The 24,634-nt window shown below is 60.5% G+C and carries 25 protein-coding genes; 7 read left to right on the forward strand and 18 right to left on the reverse strand.

Going from position 1 to position 24,634, the window contains the following annotated elements:
• Positions 1-40 precede the first annotated feature (40 nt).
• The 12 genes from AC1D1M_RS07715 to AC1D1M_RS07770 form a co-directional block, all read right to left on the reverse strand.
• Positions 41-631: a nucleotidyltransferase family protein gene (locus tag AC1D1M_RS07715; protein ID WP_477775167.1), complete on the reverse strand. Its 591-nt coding sequence runs from the start codon at positions 629-631 to the stop codon at positions 41-43.
• Positions 628-1,611 (reverse strand): XdhC family protein, encoded by a 984-nt coding sequence (locus tag AC1D1M_RS07720; RefSeq protein ID WP_477775168.1) that lies wholly within the window; start codon positions 1,609-1,611, stop codon positions 628-630. Before AC1D1M_RS07720 ends, AC1D1M_RS07715 begins: the two co-directional genes overlap by 4 nt.
• A complete protein-coding gene (locus AC1D1M_RS07725; protein ID WP_477775169.1) occupies positions 1,611-3,941 on the reverse strand; it encodes a xanthine dehydrogenase family protein molybdopterin-binding subunit in 2,331 nt (776 codons plus the stop codon). Before AC1D1M_RS07725 ends, AC1D1M_RS07720 begins: the two co-directional genes overlap by 1 nt.
• A complete protein-coding gene (locus tag AC1D1M_RS07730; RefSeq protein ID WP_477775170.1) occupies positions 3,938-4,408 on the reverse strand; it encodes a (2Fe-2S)-binding protein in 471 nt (156 codons plus the stop codon). Before AC1D1M_RS07730 ends, AC1D1M_RS07725 begins: the two co-directional genes overlap by 4 nt.
• A gap of 248 nt (positions 4,409-4,656) precedes the next feature.
• Positions 4,657-5,676: a UDP-N-acetylmuramate dehydrogenase gene (murB, locus tag AC1D1M_RS07735; protein WP_477775171.1), complete on the reverse strand. Its 1,020-nt coding sequence runs from the start codon at positions 5,674-5,676 to the stop codon at positions 4,657-4,659.
• Entirely contained in the window at positions 5,673-6,137 is a 465-nt protein-coding gene (locus AC1D1M_RS07740; RefSeq protein WP_477775172.1) for a low molecular weight protein-tyrosine-phosphatase, read from the reverse strand. Before AC1D1M_RS07740 ends, murB begins: the two co-directional genes overlap by 4 nt.
• Positions 6,137-6,901 (reverse strand): 3-deoxy-manno-octulosonate cytidylyltransferase, encoded by a 765-nt coding sequence (gene kdsB / locus AC1D1M_RS07745; protein ID WP_056727232.1) that lies wholly within the window; start codon positions 6,899-6,901, stop codon positions 6,137-6,139. Before kdsB ends, AC1D1M_RS07740 begins: the two co-directional genes overlap by 1 nt.
• Positions 6,898-7,083, reverse strand: a complete 186-nt coding sequence (locus tag AC1D1M_RS07750) for a Trm112 family protein (RefSeq protein WP_003179363.1) — start codon at positions 7,081-7,083, stop codon at positions 6,898-6,900. Before AC1D1M_RS07750 ends, kdsB begins: the two co-directional genes overlap by 4 nt.
• A gap of 24 nt (positions 7,084-7,107) precedes the next feature.
• The gene (lpxK, locus tag AC1D1M_RS07755) at positions 7,108-8,118 is read right to left on the reverse strand and encodes a tetraacyldisaccharide 4'-kinase (protein ID WP_477775173.1); all 1,011 of its coding nucleotides are present in this window, start codon (positions 8,116-8,118) and stop codon (positions 7,108-7,110) included.
• Positions 8,118-8,546, reverse strand: a complete 429-nt coding sequence (locus tag AC1D1M_RS07760; RefSeq protein ID WP_477775174.1) for an ExbD/TolR family protein — start codon at positions 8,544-8,546, stop codon at positions 8,118-8,120. Before AC1D1M_RS07760 ends, lpxK begins: the two co-directional genes overlap by 1 nt.
• Positions 8,543-9,178: a MotA/TolQ/ExbB proton channel family protein gene (locus tag AC1D1M_RS07765; protein ID WP_167368554.1), complete on the reverse strand. Its 636-nt coding sequence runs from the start codon at positions 9,176-9,178 to the stop codon at positions 8,543-8,545. Before AC1D1M_RS07765 ends, AC1D1M_RS07760 begins: the two co-directional genes overlap by 4 nt.
• Positions 9,179-9,276: 98 nt before the next feature.
• On the reverse strand, positions 9,277-11,511 hold the full coding sequence (locus AC1D1M_RS07770; RefSeq protein WP_477775175.1) for a DNA internalization-related competence protein ComEC/Rec2: 2,235 nt from the start codon (positions 11,509-11,511) through the stop codon (positions 9,277-9,279).
• A 135-nt stretch (positions 11,512-11,646) separates the two neighbouring features.
• Between AC1D1M_RS07770 and AC1D1M_RS07775 the strand changes: the two genes are divergently transcribed.
• The gene (locus AC1D1M_RS07775) at positions 11,647-12,162 is read left to right on the forward strand and encodes a DUF2062 domain-containing protein (RefSeq protein WP_223456159.1); all 516 of its coding nucleotides are present in this window, start codon (positions 11,647-11,649) and stop codon (positions 12,160-12,162) included.
• Positions 12,163-12,316: 154 nt separating this feature from the next.
• On the opposite strand, the gene AC1D1M_RS07780 is transcribed toward AC1D1M_RS07775, so the two are convergent.
• The 4 genes from AC1D1M_RS07780 to AC1D1M_RS07795 form a co-directional block, all read right to left on the reverse strand.
• Positions 12,317-13,096 (reverse strand): ABC transporter permease, encoded by a 780-nt coding sequence (locus AC1D1M_RS07780; RefSeq protein WP_007996641.1) that lies wholly within the window; start codon positions 13,094-13,096, stop codon positions 12,317-12,319.
• Positions 13,093-14,025 carry an ABC transporter ATP-binding protein gene (locus AC1D1M_RS07785; RefSeq protein WP_008054108.1) on the reverse strand — a complete coding sequence of 311 codons (933 nt, stop codon included), beginning with the start codon at positions 14,023-14,025 and terminating at the stop codon, positions 13,093-13,095. The genes AC1D1M_RS07780 and AC1D1M_RS07785 overlap by 4 nt, the downstream gene beginning before the upstream one ends.
• A 133-nt stretch (positions 14,026-14,158) precedes the next feature.
• A complete protein-coding gene (locus AC1D1M_RS07790; protein ID WP_477775176.1) occupies positions 14,159-14,782 on the reverse strand; it encodes a glutathione S-transferase family protein in 624 nt (207 codons plus the stop codon).
• A gap of 43 nt (positions 14,783-14,825) precedes the next feature.
• On the reverse strand, positions 14,826-15,485 hold the full coding sequence (locus AC1D1M_RS07795) for a transglutaminase-like domain-containing protein (protein WP_477775177.1): 660 nt from the start codon (positions 15,483-15,485) through the stop codon (positions 14,826-14,828).
• A gap of 204 nt (positions 15,486-15,689) precedes the next feature.
• On the opposite strand from AC1D1M_RS07795, the gene AC1D1M_RS07800 reads away from it, so the two are divergent.
• Together AC1D1M_RS07800 and AC1D1M_RS07805 are read left to right on the forward strand one after the other, a co-directional pair.
• Positions 15,690-18,137, forward strand: a complete 2,448-nt coding sequence (locus AC1D1M_RS07800) for an acyl-CoA dehydrogenase (RefSeq protein ID WP_477775178.1) — start codon at positions 15,690-15,692, stop codon at positions 18,135-18,137.
• Between the two features lie 74 nt (positions 18,138-18,211).
• The gene (locus AC1D1M_RS07805) at positions 18,212-18,619 is read left to right on the forward strand and encodes a PA2817 family protein (RefSeq protein WP_007991629.1); all 408 of its coding nucleotides are present in this window, start codon (positions 18,212-18,214) and stop codon (positions 18,617-18,619) included.
• Positions 18,620-18,677: 58 nt separating this feature from the next.
• Here AC1D1M_RS07805 and AC1D1M_RS07810 read toward each other — a convergent pair whose 3' ends face one another.
• Positions 18,678-19,676: a LysR family transcriptional regulator gene (locus tag AC1D1M_RS07810; protein WP_477775179.1), complete on the reverse strand. Its 999-nt coding sequence runs from the start codon at positions 19,674-19,676 to the stop codon at positions 18,678-18,680.
• A gap of 90 nt (positions 19,677-19,766) precedes the next feature.
• Here AC1D1M_RS07810 and AC1D1M_RS07815 point away from each other — a divergent pair, with 90 nt between their 5' ends.
• The 4 genes from AC1D1M_RS07815 (at position 19,767) to AC1D1M_RS07830 (ending at position 23,374) form a co-directional block, all read left to right on the forward strand.
• Entirely contained in the window at positions 19,767-20,393 is a 627-nt protein-coding gene (locus AC1D1M_RS07815; RefSeq protein WP_477775180.1) for an alanyl-tRNA editing protein, read from the forward strand.
• A 636-nt stretch (positions 20,394-21,029) separates the two neighbouring features.
• Complete coding sequence (locus AC1D1M_RS07820) at positions 21,030-22,253, forward strand: type II and III secretion system protein family protein (RefSeq protein WP_477775181.1); 1,224 nt, start codon at positions 21,030-21,032, stop codon at positions 22,251-22,253.
• 119 nt (positions 22,254-22,372) lie between these two features.
• Positions 22,373-23,086 carry a tetratricopeptide repeat protein gene (locus AC1D1M_RS07825; protein WP_477775182.1) on the forward strand — a complete coding sequence of 238 codons (714 nt, stop codon included), beginning with the start codon at positions 22,373-22,375 and terminating at the stop codon, positions 23,084-23,086.
• Between the two features lie 18 nt (positions 23,087-23,104).
• Entirely contained in the window at positions 23,105-23,374 is a 270-nt protein-coding gene (locus tag AC1D1M_RS07830) for a DUF3613 domain-containing protein (RefSeq protein ID WP_057400375.1), read from the forward strand.
• Between the two features lie 287 nt (positions 23,375-23,661).
• Here AC1D1M_RS07830 and AC1D1M_RS07835 read toward each other — a convergent pair whose 3' ends face one another.
• Complete coding sequence (locus AC1D1M_RS07835; RefSeq protein WP_477775183.1) at positions 23,662-24,624, reverse strand: type II secretion system F family protein; 963 nt, start codon at positions 24,622-24,624, stop codon at positions 23,662-23,664.
• Positions 24,625-24,634: the final 10 nt, after the last annotated feature.

Consider the following 24,634-nt stretch of genomic DNA (forward strand, 5'->3'; position numbering starts at 1 on the left):
TCTCGTAATCAAACTGCTCCTTGTGGGATCACCTCCGGAACTACTTGAAGACCAACGCCTCAGGCACATCCACATCCCACAACACACCGGGATCACCCACGGTCACTTCAACCACCCGCCCTTGGGCGAACAGTGGTTTAGCGCCACGATCCCCTGATAACGCCATCAAACCCGCTGCGAAGTCCCGTCCAAACCCGACCGGATGCCCATACTCACCACCCTGCACAGGCACGCTGATAATGTCATCGCCAATACCCGCCACCACTTGCTCGATACTGGATGGCAGGATGAACGGCATATCCCCCAGCACCATCAACCAGCCATCGAGTTGCTTGCAGGCAGCGACTCCCGCGGCAATGCTGTCGCCCATTCCCGTCGACTCGATCAGTACAATCTCGCAGCCATAGGCCTGAGCCATGCGAATCACTTGCGGGCGGTCAGCAGTGGTCACCAGTACGCGTTTATCCAGCGCCACCGGCAGGTTGACCAACGTGTGCTCAATGACGGACCGCACCACGCCGTCACGCCCGGTGCAATCGGCCACCAATTTATCCTTTTCGGCACCCGTCACCTGGCGAAACCGGCTGCCCTGCCCCGCCGCCAGTACGATGACGCCAATGGACTCGCTCATACGCTCTCCCGCAAGACTTTCTTCTGCTTCAGTTCGACGCCATTTTTGACCGCCACGATTTCCGCCATGAGCGACAAGGCAATTTCCGCTGGATTATGACTGCCGATGTGCAATCCGATCGGACCATGCAAGCGATCAATCGCCGATTGCGACAAACCCAGTTGAGCCAGGTTTTCCCGGCGCTTCTGGCTGTTGACCCGCGACCCCAGCGCCCCGACGTAAAAAGCCCTGGAATCCAGAGCCGTGAGCAGCGCCATGTCATCCAGACGCGGATCATGGGTCAAGGCCACGATAGCCGTGCGCTCATCCGTCTGGATGTTCAATACCGCCTCATCCGGCATGCCCGAGACAAATCGTCCGTGCTGCTCCTCCCAGCCGTAGACGAACTCTGTACGCGGATCGCAAATCAGCACCTCGAAATCCAGCAGCCGGGCCATTTCCGCCACATAGCGCGACAGCTGCCCCGCGCCGATCAGCAGCAAACGCCAGCGTGGGCCATAGATCGCACGCAAGGTCTTTCCGTCGAACGTCAACACGTCAGCTTTATTGGCTGGCCGCAAAAGCACTTTGCCGGTGGCCAGGTTCAGTTCACGCGCAACGATTTCATGGGCCTCGCAACGAGCGAGTAATTGCTCGACCCAATTCCCATCGTCGATGCGTTCCTCGGTCAAGCGCAAGGTGCCACCGCAGGGCAAGCCGAAACGTGCGGCTTCCTCACGGGTCACGCCGTAGGTGATTAACTGTACTGGCGGCCCGTCAAGCGCAAGGCGCCCGTCGTGCAGCCGGGCGATCAAGTCATCTTCGACACACCCGCCGGAAACCGAACCAATCACCATGCCGTCTTCGCGCAAGGCCAGCATGGCGCCGGGTGCCCGGGGCGCAGTGCCCCAGGTTTCGACCACGCTGTACAACACCACCCGCTGACCGGCGCGATGCCATTGCAACACGCTGCGCAGGACGTTCAAATCGGCGCTGTCCATCAGGCGCCAGCCTTCTGCCAGCCCGACAGCTGATAACGAACCGGCAGGTTGCGGATGCGTTTGCCGGTGGCCGCAAAGATCGCATTGCACAGCGCTGGCGCAATCGGTGGCACGCCTGGTTCACCCACACCGCCCAATGGCACGTTGCCCGGCGGCGTCACCAGATGCACCGCCACTTCTTTCGGCGCCAGGGACATGCGCGCCACTTCGTACATATGGAAGTTATCCTGCTGCACCTTGCCGTCCTTGAAGCTGATTTCCCCCAGCACCGCATTCCCCAGGCCCATGACGCAGGCGCCTTCGAATTGCGCGCGAATCCGTTCGGGGTTGATCTGCGGTCCGCAATCGACGGCAATGTCGGCCTTGTGCACCACCAGCGTACCGTCGTCCTTGACCTCCACCTCGATTACCGCCGCCACATAGGTCACGAAGCTGTAATGCACCGCCAGGCCCAGACCGCGGCCCTTGGGCAACTCACGCCCCCAACCGGCGACTTTGGCGGCGGTCTCCAGTACCGTGCGCAGGCGCGCGGTGTCGATCGGATAACGCTCGGGGGATTCGCCGTAGTTCCACTCTTCACTCAAGGTGCGCGGATCGATCTGACGGTCCGGGCCGAGCAATCTGATCTGGTACTTCAGCGGATCTTCCCCGGCCTTGTGCGCCAGTTCATCGATAAAACTCTGAATCGCGAAGCCATGGGGAATATTCGACACCGAGCGATACCACCCCACCCGGGTATGCACCGTTGCCTCGGGGTTTTCCAGGCGAATGTTGGGGATCGCATACGCCATGTTGGTGAATCCCATGCCCAGTTCGAACGCCGCCTCATGGTTCATGCCCGGCGCAAACAACGCGGTGATGCTCGGCGCCACCGTACGGTGCAACCAGCCGGACGGCAGGCCACCCTTGTTCAGGCTGGCCTTGAGGTATTCGACCGACACGGTGTGGAAGTAGGAACAGTGGATGTCGTCTTCGCGGGTCCATTGCACCCGCACCGCTTTGCCGGGGAACTCCTTGGCGAGGATGGCGGCTTCGATGATGAAGTCAGGCTTGGACTTGCGCCCGAATCCGCCCCCGAGCAAGGTCACGTTAAAGGTGACTTTGTCGAACGGCAGACCCAGGCGCTCACCGATCCGTTCCCGGGTGACCTGCGGCGCCTGGCTTGGCCCCCAGGCTTCGCACGCACCGTCCTCGAACCGCGCAATGGCGACCATCGGCTCCATCGGCGACTGTGACAGATGCGGCAAGTAGTAGGAGGCTTCCAGGGTGCTATCGGCGCTGGCCATGGCCTTTTCGAGATTGCCGGTATTGCGTACCACCTTGCCGGGCTTGAGCGAGGCTGCTTCGAGTTCCTTGCGATAGGCAATCGAGTCGTAGCTGGCGTTGGGACCGTCATCCCACTCGATTTTCAGTGCCTCGCGGCCCTTGATCGCCGCCCAGGTGTTGCTCGCCACCACGGCGATGCCGCCCAGGGGTTGGAACTCCGAAGGCAACGGACGGCTTTCGATCTGTACCACTTTGACCACGCCGGGGACTTTCATCGCCGCGCTGCCATCGAAGCTTTTGACCTTGCCGCCATACACCGCGGGCCGCGCGATGGTCGCGTACAGCATGCCGTCGAAATGCACGTCGGCGCCGTACACCGCACGGCCGGTGACGATGTCCTCCCCATCGATGGCCTTGGTGCCTTCCTTGCCGATGTAACGGAACTCAGCGGGTTGCTTGAGTTTCAGGCTGTCGCGGGCCGGAACCGGCAACGCGCTTGCGGCGGAGGCCAGGGCGCCATATCCGATTTCGCGGCCAGAAGGCTCATGGACAACCTTATGCAATTGCGCATGACATTCACTGACCGGCACTTTCCATTGCGCGGCGGCAGCCTGTTCGAGCATGGTCCGCGCAGCGGCACCGCAGCGACGCATCGGCTCATACCAGTGACGCATGCTGCGCGAGCCGTCGGTGTCCTGGTTGCCGAAGCGCACTTCATCGCCGGGGGCCTGCTGCACCTTGACCATCGCCCAGTCGGCTTCCAGTTCATCGGCCACCACCATGGTCAAACTGGTGCGCACGCCCTGGCCCATCTCCGAGCGGTTGCAGATCACGGTCACCGTGCCATCTGCGGCGATGCTCACATAGACTTTCGGATCATCGACCCAGCCGTGGGGCATGCCGTCGGCGCCGAACTTCTTGTCTTTTTCTCCGGCAAAAGCGTCTTGCCAGCCCCAGCTCGCCGCCAATACCAGCGCACTGGTGGCACCCACCCCTTTCAGGAAGCCACGGCGACTGAGCTGGCTAAGATTGCTCAGGGCGAAATCATTCGGTAACTGGCTCATGCCTTGGCCTCCTTCAGGTGAGTGGAGGCCTGGCGGATCGCGGTCTTGATGCGGTTGTAGGTGCCGCAGCGGCAGATGTTGCCAATCATGGCTTCTTCAATCTGCTCGTCGCTCGGGTTCGGATGGGTCTTGAGCAGCGCCGTCGCCGACATGATTTGCCCGCCCTGGCAGAAGCCGCATTGGGCGACTGCCGTGTCGAGCCAGGCTTGCTGCACGACTTTGCCGATCGGGTCTGCGTGCAGGTTGTCGATGGTGCTGACATTCTGCCCGGCGACGGAACCGATGGGCGTGATGCAACTGCGTGCCGGAGCCCCTTCGATATGAATGGTGCAGGCGCCGCACAGGCCCATGCCGCAGCCGAACTTGGTGCCGTTGTAACCGGCCACGTCGCGGATCGCCCAGAGCAGCGGCATGTCCTCGGTGACGTCGAGTTGATGGTCTTGACCATTGAGTTTCAGGGTAATCATGGGCACGCCCGCATAGGTCTTGAGTTATGGGGTCGAGCAATCTGCCGCTGGATCTCGGTGGGTCGCACGCAGATCGACTCAGGCTAATGGGCTCTCTTATGCGGACGCAAACGTCTGCACCGGGCCTTTGGTGGAGCAAGAGTGTGCATCGTTAGCTGACTAAGTTAACCGAGCATTAACAAAAAAGCCCTGCACGATAAACATCGTGCAGGGCTTTTTGATCCGTCCTGGAAGCTTAGGGGGCGTTCTCAATAGCGGTTTGGCTCCATTTCCAGATCGACATGGAAACGCTCGAAAATGTCTTTCTGGATGCGCTGCGCCAGGTTCAGCAATTGCAGGCCCGTTGCGTCGCCATAGTTGACCAGCACCAGCGCCTGCAATCTATGCACGCCAGCATCAGCCTCACGGAAACCCTTCCACCCTGCCCGCTCGATCAACCAACCGGCGGCCAGTTTCATCTGCCCGTCGGGTTGCGCATAAGCCACCAGATCCGGGTACTCACCCTTGAGTCGTGCAGCCAGCGCCGCCGACACCAAAGGGTTCTTGAAGAAGCTGCCGGCATTGCCGAGTACGGCCGGGTCCGGGAGTTTTTCGTTGCGAATGCTGCAAATGGCCTGGCTGACATCGCTGGCGGTCGGATGCTCGATGCCTTGTTCGGTCAGGCGCTGACGCACCGGGCCGTACTCCAGATGCAGATGCGCGGCGCGGTCGAGGGCGAAACGCACACGCAGGATCAACCAACGCCCCGACTCCTGCTTGAACAGGCTGTCGCGGTAAGCGAAGTTGCACTCTTGCAGTGTGAAGTCACGTAGTTCGCCGCTCTGGCGATCCAGGGCGGTCAGGCCGGCGAACACATCCTTGATCTCGACCCCGTAGGCGCCGATATTCTGCATCGGTGCCGCACCGACAGTGCCTGGAATCAGGCTGAGGTTTTCCAGGCCGGACAACCCCAGGGACAGTGTGTGTTGCACAAATGGATGCCAAGGCTCACCCGCCTCGGCCTCAATCACCACTTTGCCGCCGTCATCGCTCAACACGCGAGTCCCGCGGGTGGCCATGCGCAGCACCAGTGATTCGATATCCGCCGTCAGCAGCAGGTTGCTGCCGCCGCCGATCACCAGCACTGGCACCTCGTGTTCCAGCCCGTAGGCCAGGGCTTCGCGCACATCGGCGTCGCTATGGGCCTCGGCAAACAACCGTGCCTGGACATCCACGCCAAAGCTGTTGAACGGCTTGAGCGAAACCTGCGATTGAACCTGCAAACTCATAACCGTCCCTTCAATTCGATCACCAGCAAATCGCTGGCGCGCTCGATCAGGTTCAGCACCTGTTCGAAGCCTTGCTCGCCGTCGTAATACGGGTCCGGCACTTCATCGATTTCCGATTGATAGCGACGCAGGAACAGGTCCAGCTCGGCCTTGCCCTTGGCCGGTTGCAAGGCCTTGAGGTTGCGCAGATTGCTGTTGTCCATCGCCAGGATCAGATCGTAGGTGGTGAAATCTGCGCGGCTGACTTGCCGGGCGCGCTGGGCGGACAAGTCATAACCGCGCAGCTTCGCCGCGGCCTGACTGCGCTTGTCCGGTGCCTTGCCGACATGCCAGTCGCCGGTGCCGGCGGAAGCGACTTCGACCTGGTCGGCCAGCCCCGCTTCACGCAACTTTTGCCGCAGCACGCCTTCGGCCGTGGGAGAGCGGCAGATGTTGCCCAGGCAGACAAACAGAACCCGCATCACGCCTCCAGCAGGCGACGAACGCGCTCTAGGTCTTCAACAGTATCGACACCGGCTGGCGGTGCGATCAGTGCGTCGGCCACATGGATCCGCACGCCATGCCACAGGGCACGCAACTGTTCCAGGCACTCGGTGTTTTCCAGCCAGCATGGACCCCAGCTGACGAAATCCTGCAGGAAACCGGCGCGATAGGCATAGATGCCGATATGGCGGCGATACGGCACACCTTCCGGCAACTGCTCAGGGTTCACGGCGAACGCATCCCGCGCCCAGGGCAAGGTGGAGCGACTGAACGTCAGCGCCAGGCCATTGAGATCGCTGACGACCTTGACCACGTTGGGATTGAACAGGGTGTCCGCGTCTTCGATCGGCTCGGCCAGGGTGGCCATGCGCGCTTCGGCGTGGGCCGCCAGATTGGCGGCCACCTGATCGATCACGCTCGGCGGGATCAGCGGCTCGTCGCCCTGGACATTGACCACAATGGCGTCGGGCGCCAGGCCCAGCTTCATCGCGACTTCGGCCAGGCGATCGGTGCCGGAGTTGTGATCTTCACGGGTCAACACCACTTCGGCACCAAAGCCTTTGCAGGCCTCGACGATGCGCGCGTCGTCGGTGGCCACCACCACCCGCCCGGCGCTGCTTTTGCTCGCCTGTTCCCAGACGTGCTGGATCATCGGCTTGCCGGCGATCAGCAGCAACGGCTTGCCCGGCAGGCGGGTGGAGGCGTAACGCGATGGAATGACGACGGTAAAGGCTGTGGTCATTTATCCAGACGCTCGTCGGTGGTCAGGGTGCGCGCTTCGGATTCGAGCATCACCGGGATGCCGTCGCGAATCGGGTAGGCCAGGCCTGCACCCTTGCTGATCAGCTCGGTCTTGTCGGCGCTGAGCTTGAGCGGGCCTTTGCAGACCGGGCAAGCGAGGATATCGAGCAATTTGGTGTCCATGAGCATTCCCTGGAAAAAACGGAGTTAAGGCAACAAACGAGCCGGCAGCAGGCGCATCAGCTGTGTGTCGAACCAGGCCACGAAGGCCGGTGACGGCACAGCATCGACCGCCAGGAACCACCAATCGGCGGCGGCAAAGGCACGGCATTTCACCGCGTCTTTTTCCGTCATCACCAACGGCAACGACGGCTTGAAATTCAAAGCCTCCACGCTGTATTCGGCGTGGTCGGCAAACGCATGTGGAACCGGCTGCCAGTGTAGCGTTTCGAGGGTCTTGAAGAAACGTTGCGGATTGCCGATGCCGGCTACCGCGTGCACAGACTGGCCCGCGCCAAAGTGGTCGAGGGGACGTCGTTCGCCGCTGCGCAGGTTGACCAGCGCGGTGGGTTGCAACTGGAAGGCAAAACCGTCCTGGCGATCGGCTATGGCACCGTTGTAGAGCACCGCGTCGACGCTTTGCAGGCGCTCGACCGGTTCGCGCAATGGCCCGGCAGGCAGGCAACGACGGTTGCCCAGGCCGCGGGCGGCGTCGATCAACACCAGCTCGAGGTCACGGGCCAGGCGGTAGTGCTGCATGCCGTCGTCGGACAGGATCAGGTCCAGCGGCTCACTCGCCAGCAACGCTTTGACCGCGTTGCTGCGATTGGGGTCGATCATCAGCGGCACGCCCGTGCGCTGGACGATCAGCAACGGCTCGTCACCGGCGATGTCAGCGCTCTGATCGGCCTCGACCCGCCACGGCAATTGCGGCGGTTTGGCGCCGTAGCCGCGGCTGACCACGCCGACCCGCAGGCCGCTGCGCTGGCAGTGCTCGATCATCCATAGAATCAGCGGCGTCTTGCCGGTGCCACCCACGGTGATGTTGCCGACCACGATCAGCGGCACCGGCGGCTGATAGATCTCGCCCTCACCCGCCAGAAAGCGCTTGCGCTTGTTCATGACCACGCGCCGGTACAACCACTCCAGTGGCTGTAACAGCTTCAGGGCCGGATGACCGTCATACCACGCGGCGAGCAATCGATTGGACATGCTCATCAGGGCGCGGGGGGCGCCGCCTCGATAGTGGTCATGCGCAAATGACTGAAGCCGAGTTTGCCGGCCGCATCCATCGCAGTGATGACCGACTGATGCTGGGATTTGCCGTCGGCGCTGATGGACAACGGCAGGTTGGTATCACCGTTGGATTCTTTCTGCAGCGCTTCCATCAACGTGGCCAGGTCGCTTTTCGGCAATATATGGTTGTTCACCGAGAACACACCGTCGGCACTGATGGCGATATCGAGCTGCCGGGTCTGGTCGTCAGCAGATGCGCCACTGACCGCTTCCGGCAGCTCAACGCGCAACTGGGTTTCACGGGTAAAGGTGGTGGTCACCACGAAAAACAGCAGCAGGACAAACACCACGTCGATCAGCGACACGAGGTTGATGTCCACGTTCTCCCGTTGCTTGCGGCGGAATTTCACGCTTTGCCCTCGGCCAGATCAACGTCACGGTCGCCCTGCACCACTTCAACCAGCTTGATGGCTTCCTGCTCCATGCCCACGACGAGCTCATCAATGCGCCGTTGCAGAAACCGGTGGAAGAACACCGACGGGATACCGACGATCAGGCCCGAAGCCGTGGTAATCAAGGCTTTGGAAATACCGCCGGCCAGCACGGCGGCGTTGGTCGTCATGCCCGTGCCCATGAACGAACTGAAGATATCGATCATGCCCAACACGGTACCCAGCAGACCCAGCAACGGCGCCATGGCGGCGATGGTGCCCAGCGCGTTGATGTAGCGCTCCAGCTCGTGGATCACCCGGGCAGCGGCCTCTTCGATGCACTCTTTCATGATCTCGCGACCATGCCTGGAGTTGGCCAGGCCGGCCGCCAGGATCTCGCCCAACGGGGAGTTGGCGCGCAGTTCCTTGAGTTTTTCCTTATTGAGCTGTTTGTCCTTGATCCAGACCCAGACCTGTCCGAGCAAGTGCTCCGGGGTCACGCGACTGGCCCGCAGGGTCCACAGACGCTCGGCAACGATCGCCATGGCCGCGATGGAACTCAAAATGATCGGCAGCATCATCCAGCCGCCGGATTTGACCAATTCCCACACAGTGACAGCCCCCTCGAAAAAGTGCGCCACTCTAACATAGGGGGTGGGCGCACCGAAGACCGGTATGTCGCATCCGGTCGGGCTTTGATAACGCTCGGTTATTGGTCCAAGGGCGGCGGATCGCGCCAGAAACGCCGTTCCTGACGCATCGTCCATGGTGGCTCGAAGCGCCCCAATTGCAGACGAATGGCACCGTGTTCGGCGCTGTCGTAGATCGCCATTCCTCGTTTTTGATAACGCGCGATGACCGTCGCGTGCGGATGGCCAAACGAATTGCCCTGCCCGCGGGAGATCAGCGCACCTTTGGGTTGCAGGACATCCAGCAGGGCCCTGGACGACGAACTGCGACTGCCGTGGTGTGGCGCCTGCAGCCAATCGGTGGGCAGGGCCAACGGACTGTCCAGCAGGGCTCTCTCGGCGGCAACATCAATGTCGCCACTCAACAGCAACCGTTCGCCATTGGCCTCGATCAGCAAGACACAGGAGTTCTGGTTGCTGTCGCCGGCCAATGGCCAGTGCCAAAGCTGGAAATCGACTTCATCCCAGGTCCATTGCCGACCACTCTCACAACGCTCGGCCTGCAACTCCACAGGCAAGTCTGACGGCTCACCACTGACCACCTGGTTCACCGGCAAGCCCTTGGCAATCGCCCGGGCACCGCCGGCATGATCGGCGTGGGCGTGGCTGATCAGCATCAGGTCGAGCCCCTTCACCCCCAGTTTGCGCAACGCCGGCAGCACCACCCGCTCCCCTTGGTCGAGTTCACCGAAACGCGGTCCGGCGTCATACAGCAAGGTGTGATGGCGAGTACGCACCAGGATCGCCAGCCCCTGACCGACATCCAGTTGCCAGACTTCGGCCATGCCTTCCTGCAACATCGGCCTGGGCGAGAAAACCAGCATCAACAGCATGGGCCACCCTAACGGGCGCATCGGTACACCTCGCGGCAGCAATAGCAAAAAAGCGCCAATGGCACCGATTACCCAGGCCCATAGCGGGACTGCCACGGGCACCCACGCGGGAACCTGACCAGAGACGAGCCCCAATCCCCTGAACCACCAGTCGATCAGGCCGCCCGCCAGCCACAGTAATTTCTCACCCACGTAAGGCACAGGCAGCAACAGCGTCCCGAGCAACGCCGGTGGTAGTACCACCAGACTGATCCAGGGCACCGCGAACAAATTGGCCAGCGGTCCACTGAGACTGATTGGCAAACCCAGCGCCAGTAACAACGGGCACAGCCCGATTGCAATCAGCCACTGGGCGCGTGTCCAGGTCTGCCACCATCGCCACGGCCCCAACCGGCCGCCGAAGGTCAATATCAAGACTGCCACAGCCGCGAAAGACAGCCAGAAACCAGGCTGAAGACTCGCCAGCGGCTCCAGCAGCAAAATGCCGTCGAGTGCCAACAACAGTGGCCACCATGCACCGAGATGACGGAACCGCAGACGCCACAACAACACCATTGCAATCATCAGGCAGGCCCGGCGCACCGGCACCTCGAAGCCGGCCAACATCCCGTATCCGAGCGCAGCGGCGAATGCCAGGCCACATGCCCAGGGCAACCATGGCAGACGGTTTGGCCATAGCCCAAAGCGGGCCAGGCCGACGATCAGCAGATACACGACGCCCGCCAGCAATCCGATGTGCTGCCCGGAAATCACCAACAGATGCACCGTGCCGGTGTCCTGCAATACCTGCCAGTCTTCGCGACTCAGCCCGGCGCCGTCCCCGAGCACCAGCGCCGTCAACGCGCCGCTTCGCCCTTGGGCATCCACCGCCAGCAAACGCTGACGGATTCCATCGCGCCAGGCCCATTGGGCTGGCGCAAGGCGTTCGCCCTCCTTGACCGTCCCGGTCGCCCCGATGCGTTGTGCCAGCAACCAGGCCTGGTAGTCGAAGGCATGCGGATTGAGGAGCCCGACCGGGCGCTTCAATTTGACCGCCAGGCGCCAGCGTTCGCCACTGTTCACCGGCGGCCCGCCATACCAGACCAGACGCATTTGCCGCGGCAGCCGGGTACGTCGGGACTGGATGTCGGTCAATTCGAAACGCACGACACCGTCGTCATGCCTGGGCAAGCCTGTGACCCGCCCTTCGACCCAGCGGGTTTCTCCGTCCAGCGCTGGCGGCAACCGGTCATCCAGCGCCCACTGCGCATTCACGCAGGCCCAACTCAAACCGAACAGGTAAAACGCCGCCGGATACGTCCTGAACGGCAGCAACATCAAACCCGCCACCGGCATCGCCAGCCACAACCAGACCGGCGGCAATGCCGGTAAAAAACGCAAGGTCAGCAGACCCAACGCCAGCGCCATCATCCCTGTGCGCATAAGCCCGTCCTTGAGAGTACCCTCCAAGGCTTAGCCCGCCCGTCGCATGGGCGTCGTCAATAATTGTCACAAAGTCTGAATGGGCAGCTCATAGAATCCAGACATACTTGCCGCCCTGACCGACCGAGAAACCTTATGCCCCGGCGCTTATTCAAACGTTACATGCCAGACCCGATGAGCATCAGGGAACACAAGTCCTTACGCTTTCTCGGCACGCTGCTGCATGACCCGAACCTGTGGCACCTCAACCGCCACTCCGTTGCCCGCGCCATGGCGGTGGGTCTGTTCGCCGCGTTCCTGCCAATCCCGCTGCAGATGCTGCTGGCGGCAATCCTCGCCATCATCGTGCGCGGCAACATGCCGATTGCCGTGAGCCTGGTCTGGCTGACCAACCCGATCACCATGCCCGCGGTTTTCTTCTGCACCTACCAGGCCGGCGCCTGGCTGATGGACGTTCCCGCCCGGCAGTTGCCGGACTCGCTGACCTGGGAGTGGATCAGGGGTGAAATCTCGACCTTGTGGCAACCGTTTCTGCTCGGTTCGGTAGTAACGGGGCTGGTACTCGGGGCACTGGCCTACTTCCTGGTAATGATGTACTGGCGCTGGTGGGTGGCCAGGCAATGGAAGCGGCGCAAGAAAAGCCGGATGTGATAAATGCAAAACGGCCTCCACTTGGGAGGCCGTTTTTTTGCGGTGTCTGGGCTGACGCCATCGCGAGCAAGCTCGCTCCCACACTCGATCCATGTCGCAAAGTAGATCCCCTGTGGGAGCGAGCTTGCTCGCGATGCAGACGACTCGGTCGTCCTCAGGTACGCATCCCGCGCCCGCTAACCAGCAACCGCGCACAACCGAGATACAACACCACGGTCGCGACCAACATGAAGGCGATCGCCACGCTGATGCGGATATCCGATACGCCGAGGATGCCGTAACGGAACGCGTTGACCATGTGCAGCACCGGGTTGGCCAGGGACACGGTCTGCCAGAACGGCGGCAGCAAGGTGATCGAATAGAACACCCCGCCCAGGTAGGTCAGTGGTGTCAGCACGAAAGTCGGGATGATCGAAATGTCATCGAAGTTGCGCGCAAACACGGCGTTGATGAAGCCCAGCAGCGAGAAGATCGTCGCGGTCAGCACCACCACCAGAATGGTCACGCCCAGGTGATGCACCTGCAAATGGGTGAAGAACAACGACAGCAGGGTCACTATGATCCCCACCATCAACCCGCGCAGCACGCCGCCCAGGGTGTAGCCGATCAGAATGGTGTGCGGCGACAGCGGCGAGACCATCAATTCTTCAATGGACCGCTGGAATTTGCTGCCGAAGAAACTCGACACCACGTTGCCGTAGGAGTTGGTGATCACCGACATCATGATCAGCCCCGGCACGATGTACTCCATATAAGTGAAGCCACCCATGTCGCCGATTTGCCGACCGATCAGATTACCGAAGATCACGAAGTACAGGACCATGGTGATGGCCGGCGGCAGCAAGGTCTGCGGCCAGATCCGGGTGAAACGCCGGACTTCACGGTAAACGATGGTGTTGAGGGCAACGAGGTTGGGGCGCAGCTCGGAACTCATACCGCCACCTTCGACAGATTTTTCTCCACCAGGGACACGAACAACTCCTCGAGGCGATTGGTTTTGTTACGCAGGCTCAGCACTTCGATGTTCTGCTGTGCCAACTGAGTGAACAGCGCGGTAATGCCCATGGACTTGTCTACCTGGACTTCCAGGGTATGGCTGTCGATCAGCCGGGACGGGTAGCCGAGCAACTGCGGCGCCACTTGCAACGTGTTCTTCATATCCAGCAGGAACGTTTCCACATGCAATTGGCTGAGCAACTGCTTCATGCTGGTGTTCTCGACGATGGTGCCGTGGTCGATGATGCCGATGTTGCGGCACAACTGCTCAGCCTCTTCCAGGTAGTGGGTCGTGAGGATGATGGTGATGCCTTTCTGGTTCAGCTCGGTGAGGAAGCTCCACATCGAGCGACGCAGTTCGATGTCCACCCCGGCAGTCGGTTCGTCGAGGATCAGCAGGCGCGGTTCATGCACCAGCGCACGGGCGATCATCAGGCGCCGCTTCATGCCGCCGGACAGCGAACGCGACGGCACATCCTTCTTGTCCCACAGGCCGAGCTGGGTCAGGTACTGTTCGGCGCGTTCCTTGGCGATTTTCGCCGGGATGCCGTAGTAGCCGGCCTGGGTCACGACGATGTCGAAGGTCTTTTCGAACTGGTTGAAGTTGAATTCCTGAGGCACCACGCCGATGGAGCGTTTGAGCTGCGCAGGATTCCTGTCCAGATCGTGACCGAAGATATTCACCGTGCCGCTGGTCTTGTTCACCAGGGTCGAGAGAATGCCGATGGTCGTGGATTTGCCGGCGCCGTTCGGGCCAAGCAAGGCGAAAAAGTCACCTTCGGCGACATCCAGATCGATACCACTCAGGGCCTGGAAACCGTTGCCGTAGGTTTTGGTTAGCTGCCGGATGGACAGAGCGGAACTCATATCTGATTTACGCACCAAGAAGGGAAGAAAGGGTCAGGTAAGGACGGGCGGCGCGCTTTGCAACCACGTCGCATGAGCGCAATGGTGCTTGTCGCCGCCACACAAGTACAGTCAAGTGTGTCGATAGTGAGTATTAAGTCAACGCGGTCATGACGGCCTTCCGATACGCCGGACGCTGTTTCAACCGTGCGTACCAGGCCTGCAGATGCGGCTGTGGCGCACGCTCGATCGGCATCTCGAACCAGGCATAAATGAAACTGCCCAGGGGAATATCGCCCATGCCGATCTCGTCTCCGGACAGGTAGGGTTTATTCGCCAGCGCCTGATCGGCCATTGCCAGCAGCGTGTCGCATTCCTTGATCGCCGCCTTGATGGCGGGCCAGTCCTGCTGGTCTGCCGGGGTACGCAGCACGCCCCAGAACACAGTGCGGAACGGGCCGGCAAAGCTTGAGGTGGTCCAGTCCATCCACTTATCGGCAATGGCGCGGGCCTTTGGATTGTTCGGGTACCAGGCCGTGCCGTCAGCATGCAAGGCCATCAGGTAACGCACGATGGCGTTGGATTCCCACAACACAAAACCGTCGTCTTCAATGACAGGCACGCGGCCATTGGGATTCATGGCGCGGTACTCGGGCGTATCGACGACACCAAAGGCGCCACCGGCATCAATCGCCTCGTAGGCCAGCCCCAGCTCTTCGGCGGCCCACAATGGTTTTCTGACATTCGACGAGTTTTTCCGACCCCAGATCTTCAGCATGACTGCCTCTTTTTCGGTAAGTGGGCAGGCAGCATACGCCGGATCAGGCACGACTCAAATCGCTCTGCAGGTCACCCAACAGCGCTTGCTGTTGCTCACCGAACAGGTGCGGATAGCATTTTTCCAGGTGTTCGAAAAAGAACGCTTCAGGTACGTCGGCGAACTGGCCGTGATCGACGAGGTACTCCATCAGCTTCGCGCCATCGCGGTTGAAGGGATGAAAAACGCTGTCGTTGATCCCGTCGAATTCCAGTGGCGCCACATTGAACAGGTCGCAGAGTTTGCGGTTGAACGCGGGTGTCGCCTTGACCCAGCGATCCTGCAAATAAAACTCGGTGTAGCCGTGCATGGCGAACATGTCGCTCTTGAGCAATTCAAGCAGCCGTGGCGTCGACAAATGATTACGCACATCCGCCAGGCCGATCCGCGCGGGAATCCCGCAATGCCGCGCTGCACCTGCCAACAGCGTGGCCTTGGGCACGCAGTAACTCTCTCCGGCCGCCAGCGCAAAACTGCCGCGCAGCGTCTGCGGATCGCGGCTGAATGTGTACGGGTTGTAGCGCACCGCTTCGCGCACAGCGTAATAGAGATTGATCGCCTGCTCTAGCGGATCGCGACTGGCGCCACGGTGTTGTTCGGCGAACTCCACCACGGACGGATGGTCACTATCGATGAAGCGGCCGGGACTCAGATACTCGTGCATGAGAATAATCTCCTGGGGAAGCCCCGAGTCTAGCGAGAGCTTCAGCACAGAGATAACGACATTTCGGCCAAACATGGGCGCTTTGCCGCTCGCTCAATCAATGCTTTTCCCACGATTCCAATCACATCGCTCCAACCAGCCTGTTTCGCGGATGCCGTCTAAGCTCTGTGGGCTGGTTCGCCCTGGTTTCACGGAGGAATGAATATGCTGCTGTTGTGGATACTGGTTCTGCTGGTCGGGATTGCTTATTTGGCCCACCGCCGCATCGCCCCGCTGCCCACCCTGGTCATTGTGGCTGTCTATGTCGTGGCAATGGGCGCGTTCAGCCGCGCGCCGGGCTGGTTGCTGCTGGTTTTCTGGGTGTTGATCGCCGCCGTCGCCGCGCCCTTGCTGCTGCCCGACCTGCGCCGCAAATTGTTCAGCGCGCCGATGTTCAACTGGTTCCAGAAAACCCTGCCACCCATGTCGCAAACCGAGCGCGACGCCATCGACGCCGGCACGGTCTGGTGGGATGGCGAACTGTTCAGTGGCCGTCCGGACTGGAGCAAACTGCTGTCCTATCCCAAAGCGCAATTGAACGAAGAGGAACAGGCGTTCATCGACGGGCCGACCGAAACACTCTGCACCATGGTCACTGAATGGCAGCTCGGTCAAACCATGGACCTGCCGCCAGAGGCCTGGACATTCATCAAGGACAATGGCTTTTTCGCCCTGATCATCCCCAAGGAGTTTGGCGGCAAGGGCTTCTCCGCCTATGCCCACTCGCAAGTGGCGATGAAACTGGCGAGCCACAGCGGCGACCTCGCCTCCACCGTGATGGTCCCCAACTCCCTCGGCCCGGCCGAACTGTTGCTGCATTACGGCACCGACGAACAACGCAATCATTACCTGCCACGCCTGGCACGCGGCGACGACATCCCGTGCTTTGCCCTCACCGGTCCGCTGGCCGGCTCCGACGCTGGCGGCATGCCGGATTCCGGAGTGATCTGCAAAGGTGAATGGCAGGGGCAGGAAGTCCTCGGCCTGCGCCTGAACTGGGAAAAGCGCTACATCACCCTCGGCCCGGTGGCCACCCTCCTCGGCCTGGCCTTCAAGGCCTATGACCCGGATCACCTGCTGGGCGACAAGGAAGACCTGGGCATCAGCCTGGCACTGATTCCGACCGACACCGCCGGTGTCGAGATCGGCCGCCGACATCTGCCGTTGGGTGCCGCCTTCATGAATGGCCCGAACTCAGGCAAGGATGTGTTTGTCCCGCTGGAGTTCCTCATCGGCGGCCAGGAGATGCTCGGCAAAGGCTGGATGATGCTGATGAACTGCCTGTCGGTCGGGCGTTCGATTTCCCTGCCGGCGGTGGGCACCGGCATGGCCAAGTTCACCAGCCTGGTAACGGGCCAATACGCTCAGGTTCGCGAGCAGTTCAATGTGCCGCTTGCCGCTTTCGAAGGCATTCAGGAAGCCATGGCCCGCATTGGCGGCAACACCTGGATGATGGACGCCGCCCGCATGCTGACTGCCAATGCGGTCGACCTGGGCGAGAAACCGTCGGTGTTGTCGGCGATTCTCAAATACCACCTGACCGAGCGCGGCCGCGACTGCATCAACGATGCGATGGACGTGCACGGCGGCAAGGCAATCATCATGGGGCCAAACAACTACCTCGGTCGCAAATGGAACTGCGTGCCGATTTTTATCACCGTCGAAGGCGCGAATATTCTCTCGCGCAACCTGATGATCTTCGGCCAGGGCGCGATTCGTTGCCATCCCTTCGTCCTCAAGGAAATGGACCTCGCCGGCCGTGAAGACAAGGATCAGGCGCTCACAGAGTTCGATGGCCTGCTGCTCAAGCACATTGGCTTTGCCGTGAGCAACGCAGCCAGCACACTGGTGCTCAATCTCGGTTTCGGACACCTGGAACACACCCCGGGCGACAAGCTCAGCCAGGGTTATTTCCGCGCCCTCAACCGTCAGGCCGCTGCTTTCGCCCTGCTCGCCGACCTCAGCATGATGTTGCTGGGCGGCGCACTGAAACGCCGCGAACGCCTGTCCGCACGGCTGGGTGACGTGCTGAGCAACCTTTACCTGGCCTCGGCCGCACTCAAGCGCTACAACGATCTCGACTCACCGCAATACATGACACCACTGCTGACCTGGGCCATGGAAGAAAGCCTGGGCCAGGCGGAACGGGCCATGGATGAACTGCTGAGCAACTTCCCGAACAAAGTCGTGGGCTGTCTGTTGCGAGTGATCGTGTTCCCGTTCGGTCGCCGGCACAAAGGGCCATCGGACAAACTCGGTGCCGAAGTCGCTGGGTTGATTGGCCGCGCCAAGGGCGACCCTGCCCTGGAGGAGTTGCTCCAGGGTTGCTATCGCCCACAGGCGAGCGACGACCCGGTCGGGGCATTGCAACACGCCTGCAATCTGTTGAGCGCCGCACAGCCGCTGCAGAAAAAGCTGCACGTGGCACTCAAGAGTGGTCAGGTCAAACCGCTGGCCGGCGAGTCGGTGATCGATGCCGCGCTCGAGGCTGGCGTGCTGCAGCCGGTGGAGGCCCAAACCCTGCGTGAAGCCGAAGCGGCCCGGCGCAAAGTGATCGACGTCGATGACTTTGACCAAAAGGCTTTGGCACTGGCCAAGGGAAAAGTCCGCTGATCCCTCCAGACATGTAAAAACGGGCGCAGGCGCTTTATACTCCCGCGCCCGTTTTGCTCTTGAGGACTTATCTCGTGTCCAACATCGTTGCCGATCATCTCGTTTTACTCGACCACCTGCGCAGCATCCTGGTCGCCGTAGGTGAGGCCGAGCAGGTTCCCGAAGAAAGCCATGCCTTGTTCCTTGAGCGCTTCGACGAACTGCTTGCGTCACTGCCGATCGATCCGATCGAAAGCCAATACCTGGGCCAGGACATCCTGACTCAAGTCATTTCCCGTTATCCGCAAATCGCCCACCTGATTCCACGGGATCTGCTGTGGTATTTCGCCGGTGACTGCCTGCACTACTTGTCCGATGAAGAAATCGACCTGTATCAAGCGTTGGAAGAACGCCGCTTCGAAGCCGAACAGAACGACGAACCTTTCGACTGGAACCAGGAAAAGCAGCTGCTGGCGCTGTCGAACCAGGACAGCAAGCACTGATCCCCGAGTGAACATGCAAGAGGCCCGCATGGTTGAACATGCGGGCCTTTTTTTGTGTTCAGAACAAGCCGTCACTCTCCGGCAGTTCATATTCCGATGGGGACCAACCCGGACCATTCGACTTGCCTGGCTTGCCCAACGTCGGCTCCTTCTCCAGACACTCCACCAGGTAATCAATCAGCACCCGTAGCTTGGGCGGCAGGTATCGGGTTGGCGAATGCAGCAACCAGGCACCGCCGTGGTAGGACGCGAGAAAGGTCCAGTCCGGCAGCACTTGCACCATCAACCCTTTCTCCAGGGCATGGCGCGCCGTGAAATACGGCAGGCTGCCAATCCCGATGTGCTGCAACACCGCGCCATAACGTACACCGGTGTGATTGGCGGCGTATCGCCCACGCACACCGACGGTGACCGATTGGCTGCCCTTCTTGAATTTCCAGCGCGCATCGCTCGGGGTTTCGCCCAGGTAAATGCAACTGTGATTGAGCAAGTCATGGGGGTGAGTCGGCGTACCGTGTTCGGCCAGATACTGTGGTGTGGCGCAGAGCAAATGGTCGATAGTCAGCAACCGCCGCCCCACCAGCCCCGCAGGCGGCCGGTCGGTGATGCGAATCGCCAGGTCGACGTGATCGTCGATCAAATCGACCTGACGGTCCTCAAGCAACAGCTCCACGTCCACCTTGGGATAACGGCGCAAGAACTCCGGCATATGCGGGTGAATCACGATCCGGCCTACCGCTTTCGGCACGCTGATACGCACCAGTCCCTCGGGTTCGTCCGTGAACTGACCACTGATTTCCATCACTGACCGGGCGGCATTGACCATTTCCTGGCAGCGCTTGAACACCTCCTCGCCACCGTCGCTCAGGCGCAACTTGCGCGTGGTTCGTTGCAGCAATCGGGTCGCGAGCGCCTTCTCTAGACGCGAAATGCTACGACTGACCGCCGAGGGCGAAGTACCCAACTGACGAGCCGCCTCGGAGAAACTGCCCGTCTCGACAACCTTGACGAAAATCGCCATCTCACCCAGCAGCGGCAGCGGAAGATTTATGCTCACAGCGCAAAAGTCCTTTGATGTTTGGCCTGATTATCACGTGTTTACAGGTTTCCTATAATGAAAAACAGACATTCAATTCGAGCCTGAAATATGACGCTGCGCCTTTTTTTCCATAGCGATGAGCTCAAGGCCAACGTGGAAGTCCTGGAATGCACCCCCTGCGAAAACGAATTTGCCGTGGTCTTGCGAGCTACCCTGTTCCACCCTCAGGGTGGCGGACAGCCTTCTGACACTGGCTGGATCGGCGAAAGCCAGGTGCTGCGCGTGGTTCAGGATCCCGAGCGGATCATTCATTTTGTCGACCAGCCGGTAAAAACCGGGATGACGCAAATCCGCGTCGACGAGCAGTGCCGGTTGTTCAACACGCGCATGCATTCGGCCGGGCATTTGATCGGCCACTTTGTACAAGCCATGGGCTGGATACCGATCAAGGCGCATCACTGGCCTGGTGAAGGCCGTGTGCAATTCAAGCCGGGTAATTCAGCGCAGGACGTTGAGGCCCAGACCATTGAACATGGCATCGGGCAGTGGATCGCCCACGACCTGCCGCGCCTGACGTCACTGCGCGAAGGCGTCCGGGAAATCGGCTTCGGTGAACTGCCCGCCTACGGTTGCGGCGGCACCCATGTACGTAGCCTGAAAGATTTGGGTGCGGTCACGATCAACAGCCTTTCGCAAAAGAAAGGCACGCTGTCCGTCCACTACCTCGTCGACTGAGCACAGGGCGTTGGTGGGACGCCTGATTTTATCGATGCAAGCATTGCCCGGAACGCAAAAGGCCCGCTCAGTCAGACTGGCGGGCCTTTTTTTTGCTTCAGCACGCCCCGTCAACATCAGGCAACCGCACTGCGCTACGACCCTGCCCACCCGCCTATCTCCAGTCTTTGCACCATGGTTTTCTTTAAATTCATGGCACTTTGGTTTGATTGAACTACCTTCAAACAATAAGAAGTCATGACGGCTCGATTTTCCACGTCAGCTTCAGTGATCAGACAGCGGATTGGCAAAAGGAGTTACCTCACCATGATCCTGGCAGGCGTTTTCCGGCTCTGTACCTTCATTGCCGACTACTTTCCGGGGGCGCCAGGTCGGCGGACGGTGCCGTCCATAGCCGCGAGTATCGCTTTGACGGGCAGTCCAGGTATGCGGATCACTAAAAACAGTTTTTGCAAAGGTCGCTCGCTGTCCAGCCAGATCAGCGAATTGCGCCCGCTCGTGTGTATCACGCAAGGAATAAAGCCAGGGCCATGGATGAGTGGCCTGGCGCATTGGAGGGGATAGCCCGATCCCCGTGAAGTGATCCGAGACAACTCAGTCCGCCTAAAGACGGCCCATCCAGTGAGGATGTACTTAATGAGCTTTCGTACCGTGCCCGCTTTCAAGCGAATTTTCCATGGCCTGTTCTGGATGGGCCTCAGCGTGGATGCGGCTCAGGCCGCGTCGGCCAATTGCCCGCAACTGGACAATTGGCCGACAACGTACGAGGTCGGTCAGGGGCTGCAGAGTGAACTGCGTAGCCCCGTTGCGGTAACGCAACTGGCGGTGGGTGACCCGAAAATTGCCGACGTGCAACCCAGCGGCAGCAACGCGTTCATACTCACGGGCCTTGCACCGGGGACCACCAGCCTGATGGTCTGGACCGCCTGCTCGAAAACGCCGCGCCAAAGCATGGTGTTCGTCAAGGGTAAAGCCACAGCGGCGCTGACCAGCGTGCCGTCGGTGCCTTCCGACGACCCGCTGCTGCCGAGCCAGGTGCAGACCGATATCCGCTTCGTTGAAGTCAGCCGGACCAAGCTCAAGGAAGCCTCCGCCTCGATTTTCGGCATCCGCGGCAACTTCCTGTTCGGCTCGCCGAGAACCTTGCCCACCATCGGCGGCATTGTCACGCCGGTGATACCGGTGAACAACGACAACTTCAACCTCACTTTTGCTACCGGCAATACCCTGGTGGCGCTCAACGCGCTGGAGGGCAGCGGTTTCGCCTACACCCTGGCGCGGCCAAGCCTGGTAGCACTCAGCGGGCAGAGTGCGAGCTTCCTGGCTGGCGGTGAAATACCGATTCCGGTGCCCAGTTCAGGCAGTGATAGCGTGTCCATCGAGTACAAGGAGTTCGGTATCCGCCTGACCCTGACGCCGACCATCATCGGGAAAAACCGTATCGCGTTGAAGGTGGCACCGGAAGTCAGTGAACTGGACTTCACCAACGCCGTGAGCATCGCCGGCACGGTCGTCCCGGCCCTGACCGTGCGCCGTACCGATACCAGCATCTCCCTGGCCGACGGCGAAAGCTTCGTCATCAGCGGCCTGATCAGCTCCCGCAACACTTCCCAGGTGAACAAGTTTCCGGGGCTGGGCGATATCCCGGTTCTGGGCGCGTTTTTCCGCGACAACACCATCAACCGTGAAGAGCGCGAACTGCTGATGATCGTCACCCCGCATCTGGTCCAGCCACTGGCGGCCAATGCACAACTACCGTCATTGCCTGGCGAACAGCTACGCAATTACGACCCGAACTTCTACCGCATGTTCTTCCTGGAAAATGGCGACTTCGACAGTCGCAGCGGGCTCTCGCAATGAACCGGAGCCTGAACCGGACTTGTCTCGCCCTCACGCGTAACGGTGACGTTGAACGCTTGCCGGGCCAGCCTTATTGCCATTGGCCAGGCGTTCAACGTGTTGTAGCCAGGGGACATTCGATGAAAGCAGTCATTGCAATAGCGGCGACATTAATGCTTGCCGGTTGTGCCAGCAACGGCATGCCTTCGCGACCGGCCAGCTGTGCCAAACCCGATTCGGAGCAAGAACTGGCCCTGAACCTGGCCGACAGCATGGCCGACGAAGGCCGTTTGTATGCCAGCCTGGCGAATCTGGAAGGAATGCCCGATAGCCTGGTCCAGGTTCGCCTGCGCAAGGCTCGGGTGCTGCGTTTGATGGGGCGTAGCGGCGACGCGCAGCCCTTGTACGAAAGCTTGCTCGGCACCTGTCTGGCGGCTGAAGGGGAACTTGGCCTGGGCCAACTGGCCGCCGCCAAAAATGATAACGCCAGCGCTGCCACTCACCTTGAGCGTGCGGTGCAGATGGCCCCCACCGACGACAGGATGCGCAATGACCTGGGGGTCGTCTACCTCAATCAGCGACGGATCCCTGAAGCACGCTTCGAGTTCATGACCGCCATGGAGCTCAAGCAGGCAAACACACTGGCGGCACTCAATATGGTGACGTTGCTGATCTACCAGGATAACTGGAAATCGGCTGCCGAACTCGTGACCCGCGCCGACTTGAGCCCCAAGCAAGTCGTAGAGGCTCAAACCCGCGCGGAAAAACTCAAGGCCTCCGCCAAAAAAGTGGTGGCTACCGATGGCAATCGCAAGGCTGAGGTAGCCGATGCCTCTACCAGTGCGAACAAGTAGAACGCAAGAGGAGTCGAGATGAATACCAAAAGGCTGTTGATCCTGTGCACGGCTTGCCTGTCCACCACTGCCTGGGCCATTGAGCCGGGCCCCTCCTCGCCGTATCAACAAGGCACCGAGCAGTGGTTGCAGCTGCAGATTCGCGGTGTGGTTGCCTCCCCTCACCTGCAAACCGCTTCTGCCACCGAACGTGACCTGGCCATGCAGCGCTGGCTGAATAGCTTCAACTTTCCGATTCCGGAATTTTATGACCAGGATACAGCGGGACAAATGACCATCGGCAACTGAGGCTTGTCGATGGGTAATCAACCTCTGGCGTCGTCCAGAGTAGCCTGGCTGCAAAGCCGGGCTTGATGTTGTGCGCAGGAAAGCAGTGGTATCTACACATTATCCAATCCTTACCGAATTACCCCCGAAGTTGCCGCAGGCTGCGATCTTCTGAATTAAAGGCCTAGGCAACGAATTGCCTACCAGAAAATTCAAAAGATCGCAGCCTGCGGGAGACGTGTAGATCAAGTGCAGATCAGGCTCGGATGGCGAGGCCATCGCGCTCGACAGCCTCCGGCCGTTTTACCTCACCCGAATGCTCTCAACACCCCGATCAGGGCTGGGCCGATGGCTACCAGAAAAAAGCACGGCCACAGGCAGAGAATTAGCGGAAATATCAGCTTGGTACCGACTTTCGCCCCCATCTCTTCGGCGGCCTGCGTACGCCGGTCACGGAACTCATCGGCATAGATGCGCAAGGTATCGGCCACGCTGGTACCAAAGCGGATACTCTGCGCCAACAGGCTGACCAGCCCTTGTACGTCATCCAGACCAGTGCGCACAGCCAGTTGCTTGAGCGCCTCGGTACTGGAAATGCCCGCGCGGATTTGCGCATTGACCAGGGCCAGTTCTTCAGCCAGTTCGACCTGACTGACCAACATCTCCTCAGCCACCCGCTCGATGGTCGTGGGCAGGGCCAGCCCCGACTCCACGCACACCACCATCAGATCCAGCGCATCCGGAAACGCAGCACGCAGCCGACCTTGTCGCAACTGCTTGCGCTTGGCGACATACAGCGCTGGCACCAACCATCCGATACCGGCCACCATGACCACCAACAGCAACCCCATAGTCAGGGAAATCTTGGGAATCATCGGCAACAGCAGCAACGCAATACCGATCAATAACAGCGGCAACATCAAGCGTACCGCCCAGTAGATCTGCACCGCTGACGAGGAACGGTACCCGGCATGCATCAACAGGGTCTGGGTGGCGGACGTCTGAGCCGATTCGGCCGAGGCAAAACGCTGGCCGACCCGCTCCAGCAACAGTTGCAGGTTACCCGGAGCTTCCTGCCCGGTCGCGCTGCCTAAATGACCACGCTTGATCAGCGCCAGACGACGCTGCACGGGATCCTGAAGCCCCATCATCAGCAGGATCACTGCGCCGACTGCAAGTACCGTACTCAAACCGATCGCACCAAGGAACAACAGGCGCGCCATCTCATCGTTCCCCGTGACCCGACTGAACAAACCGAGTAAAAAATCCATGACCTGTACC

The organism is Pseudomonas sp. P1_F7 (genome assembly GCF_056405655.1).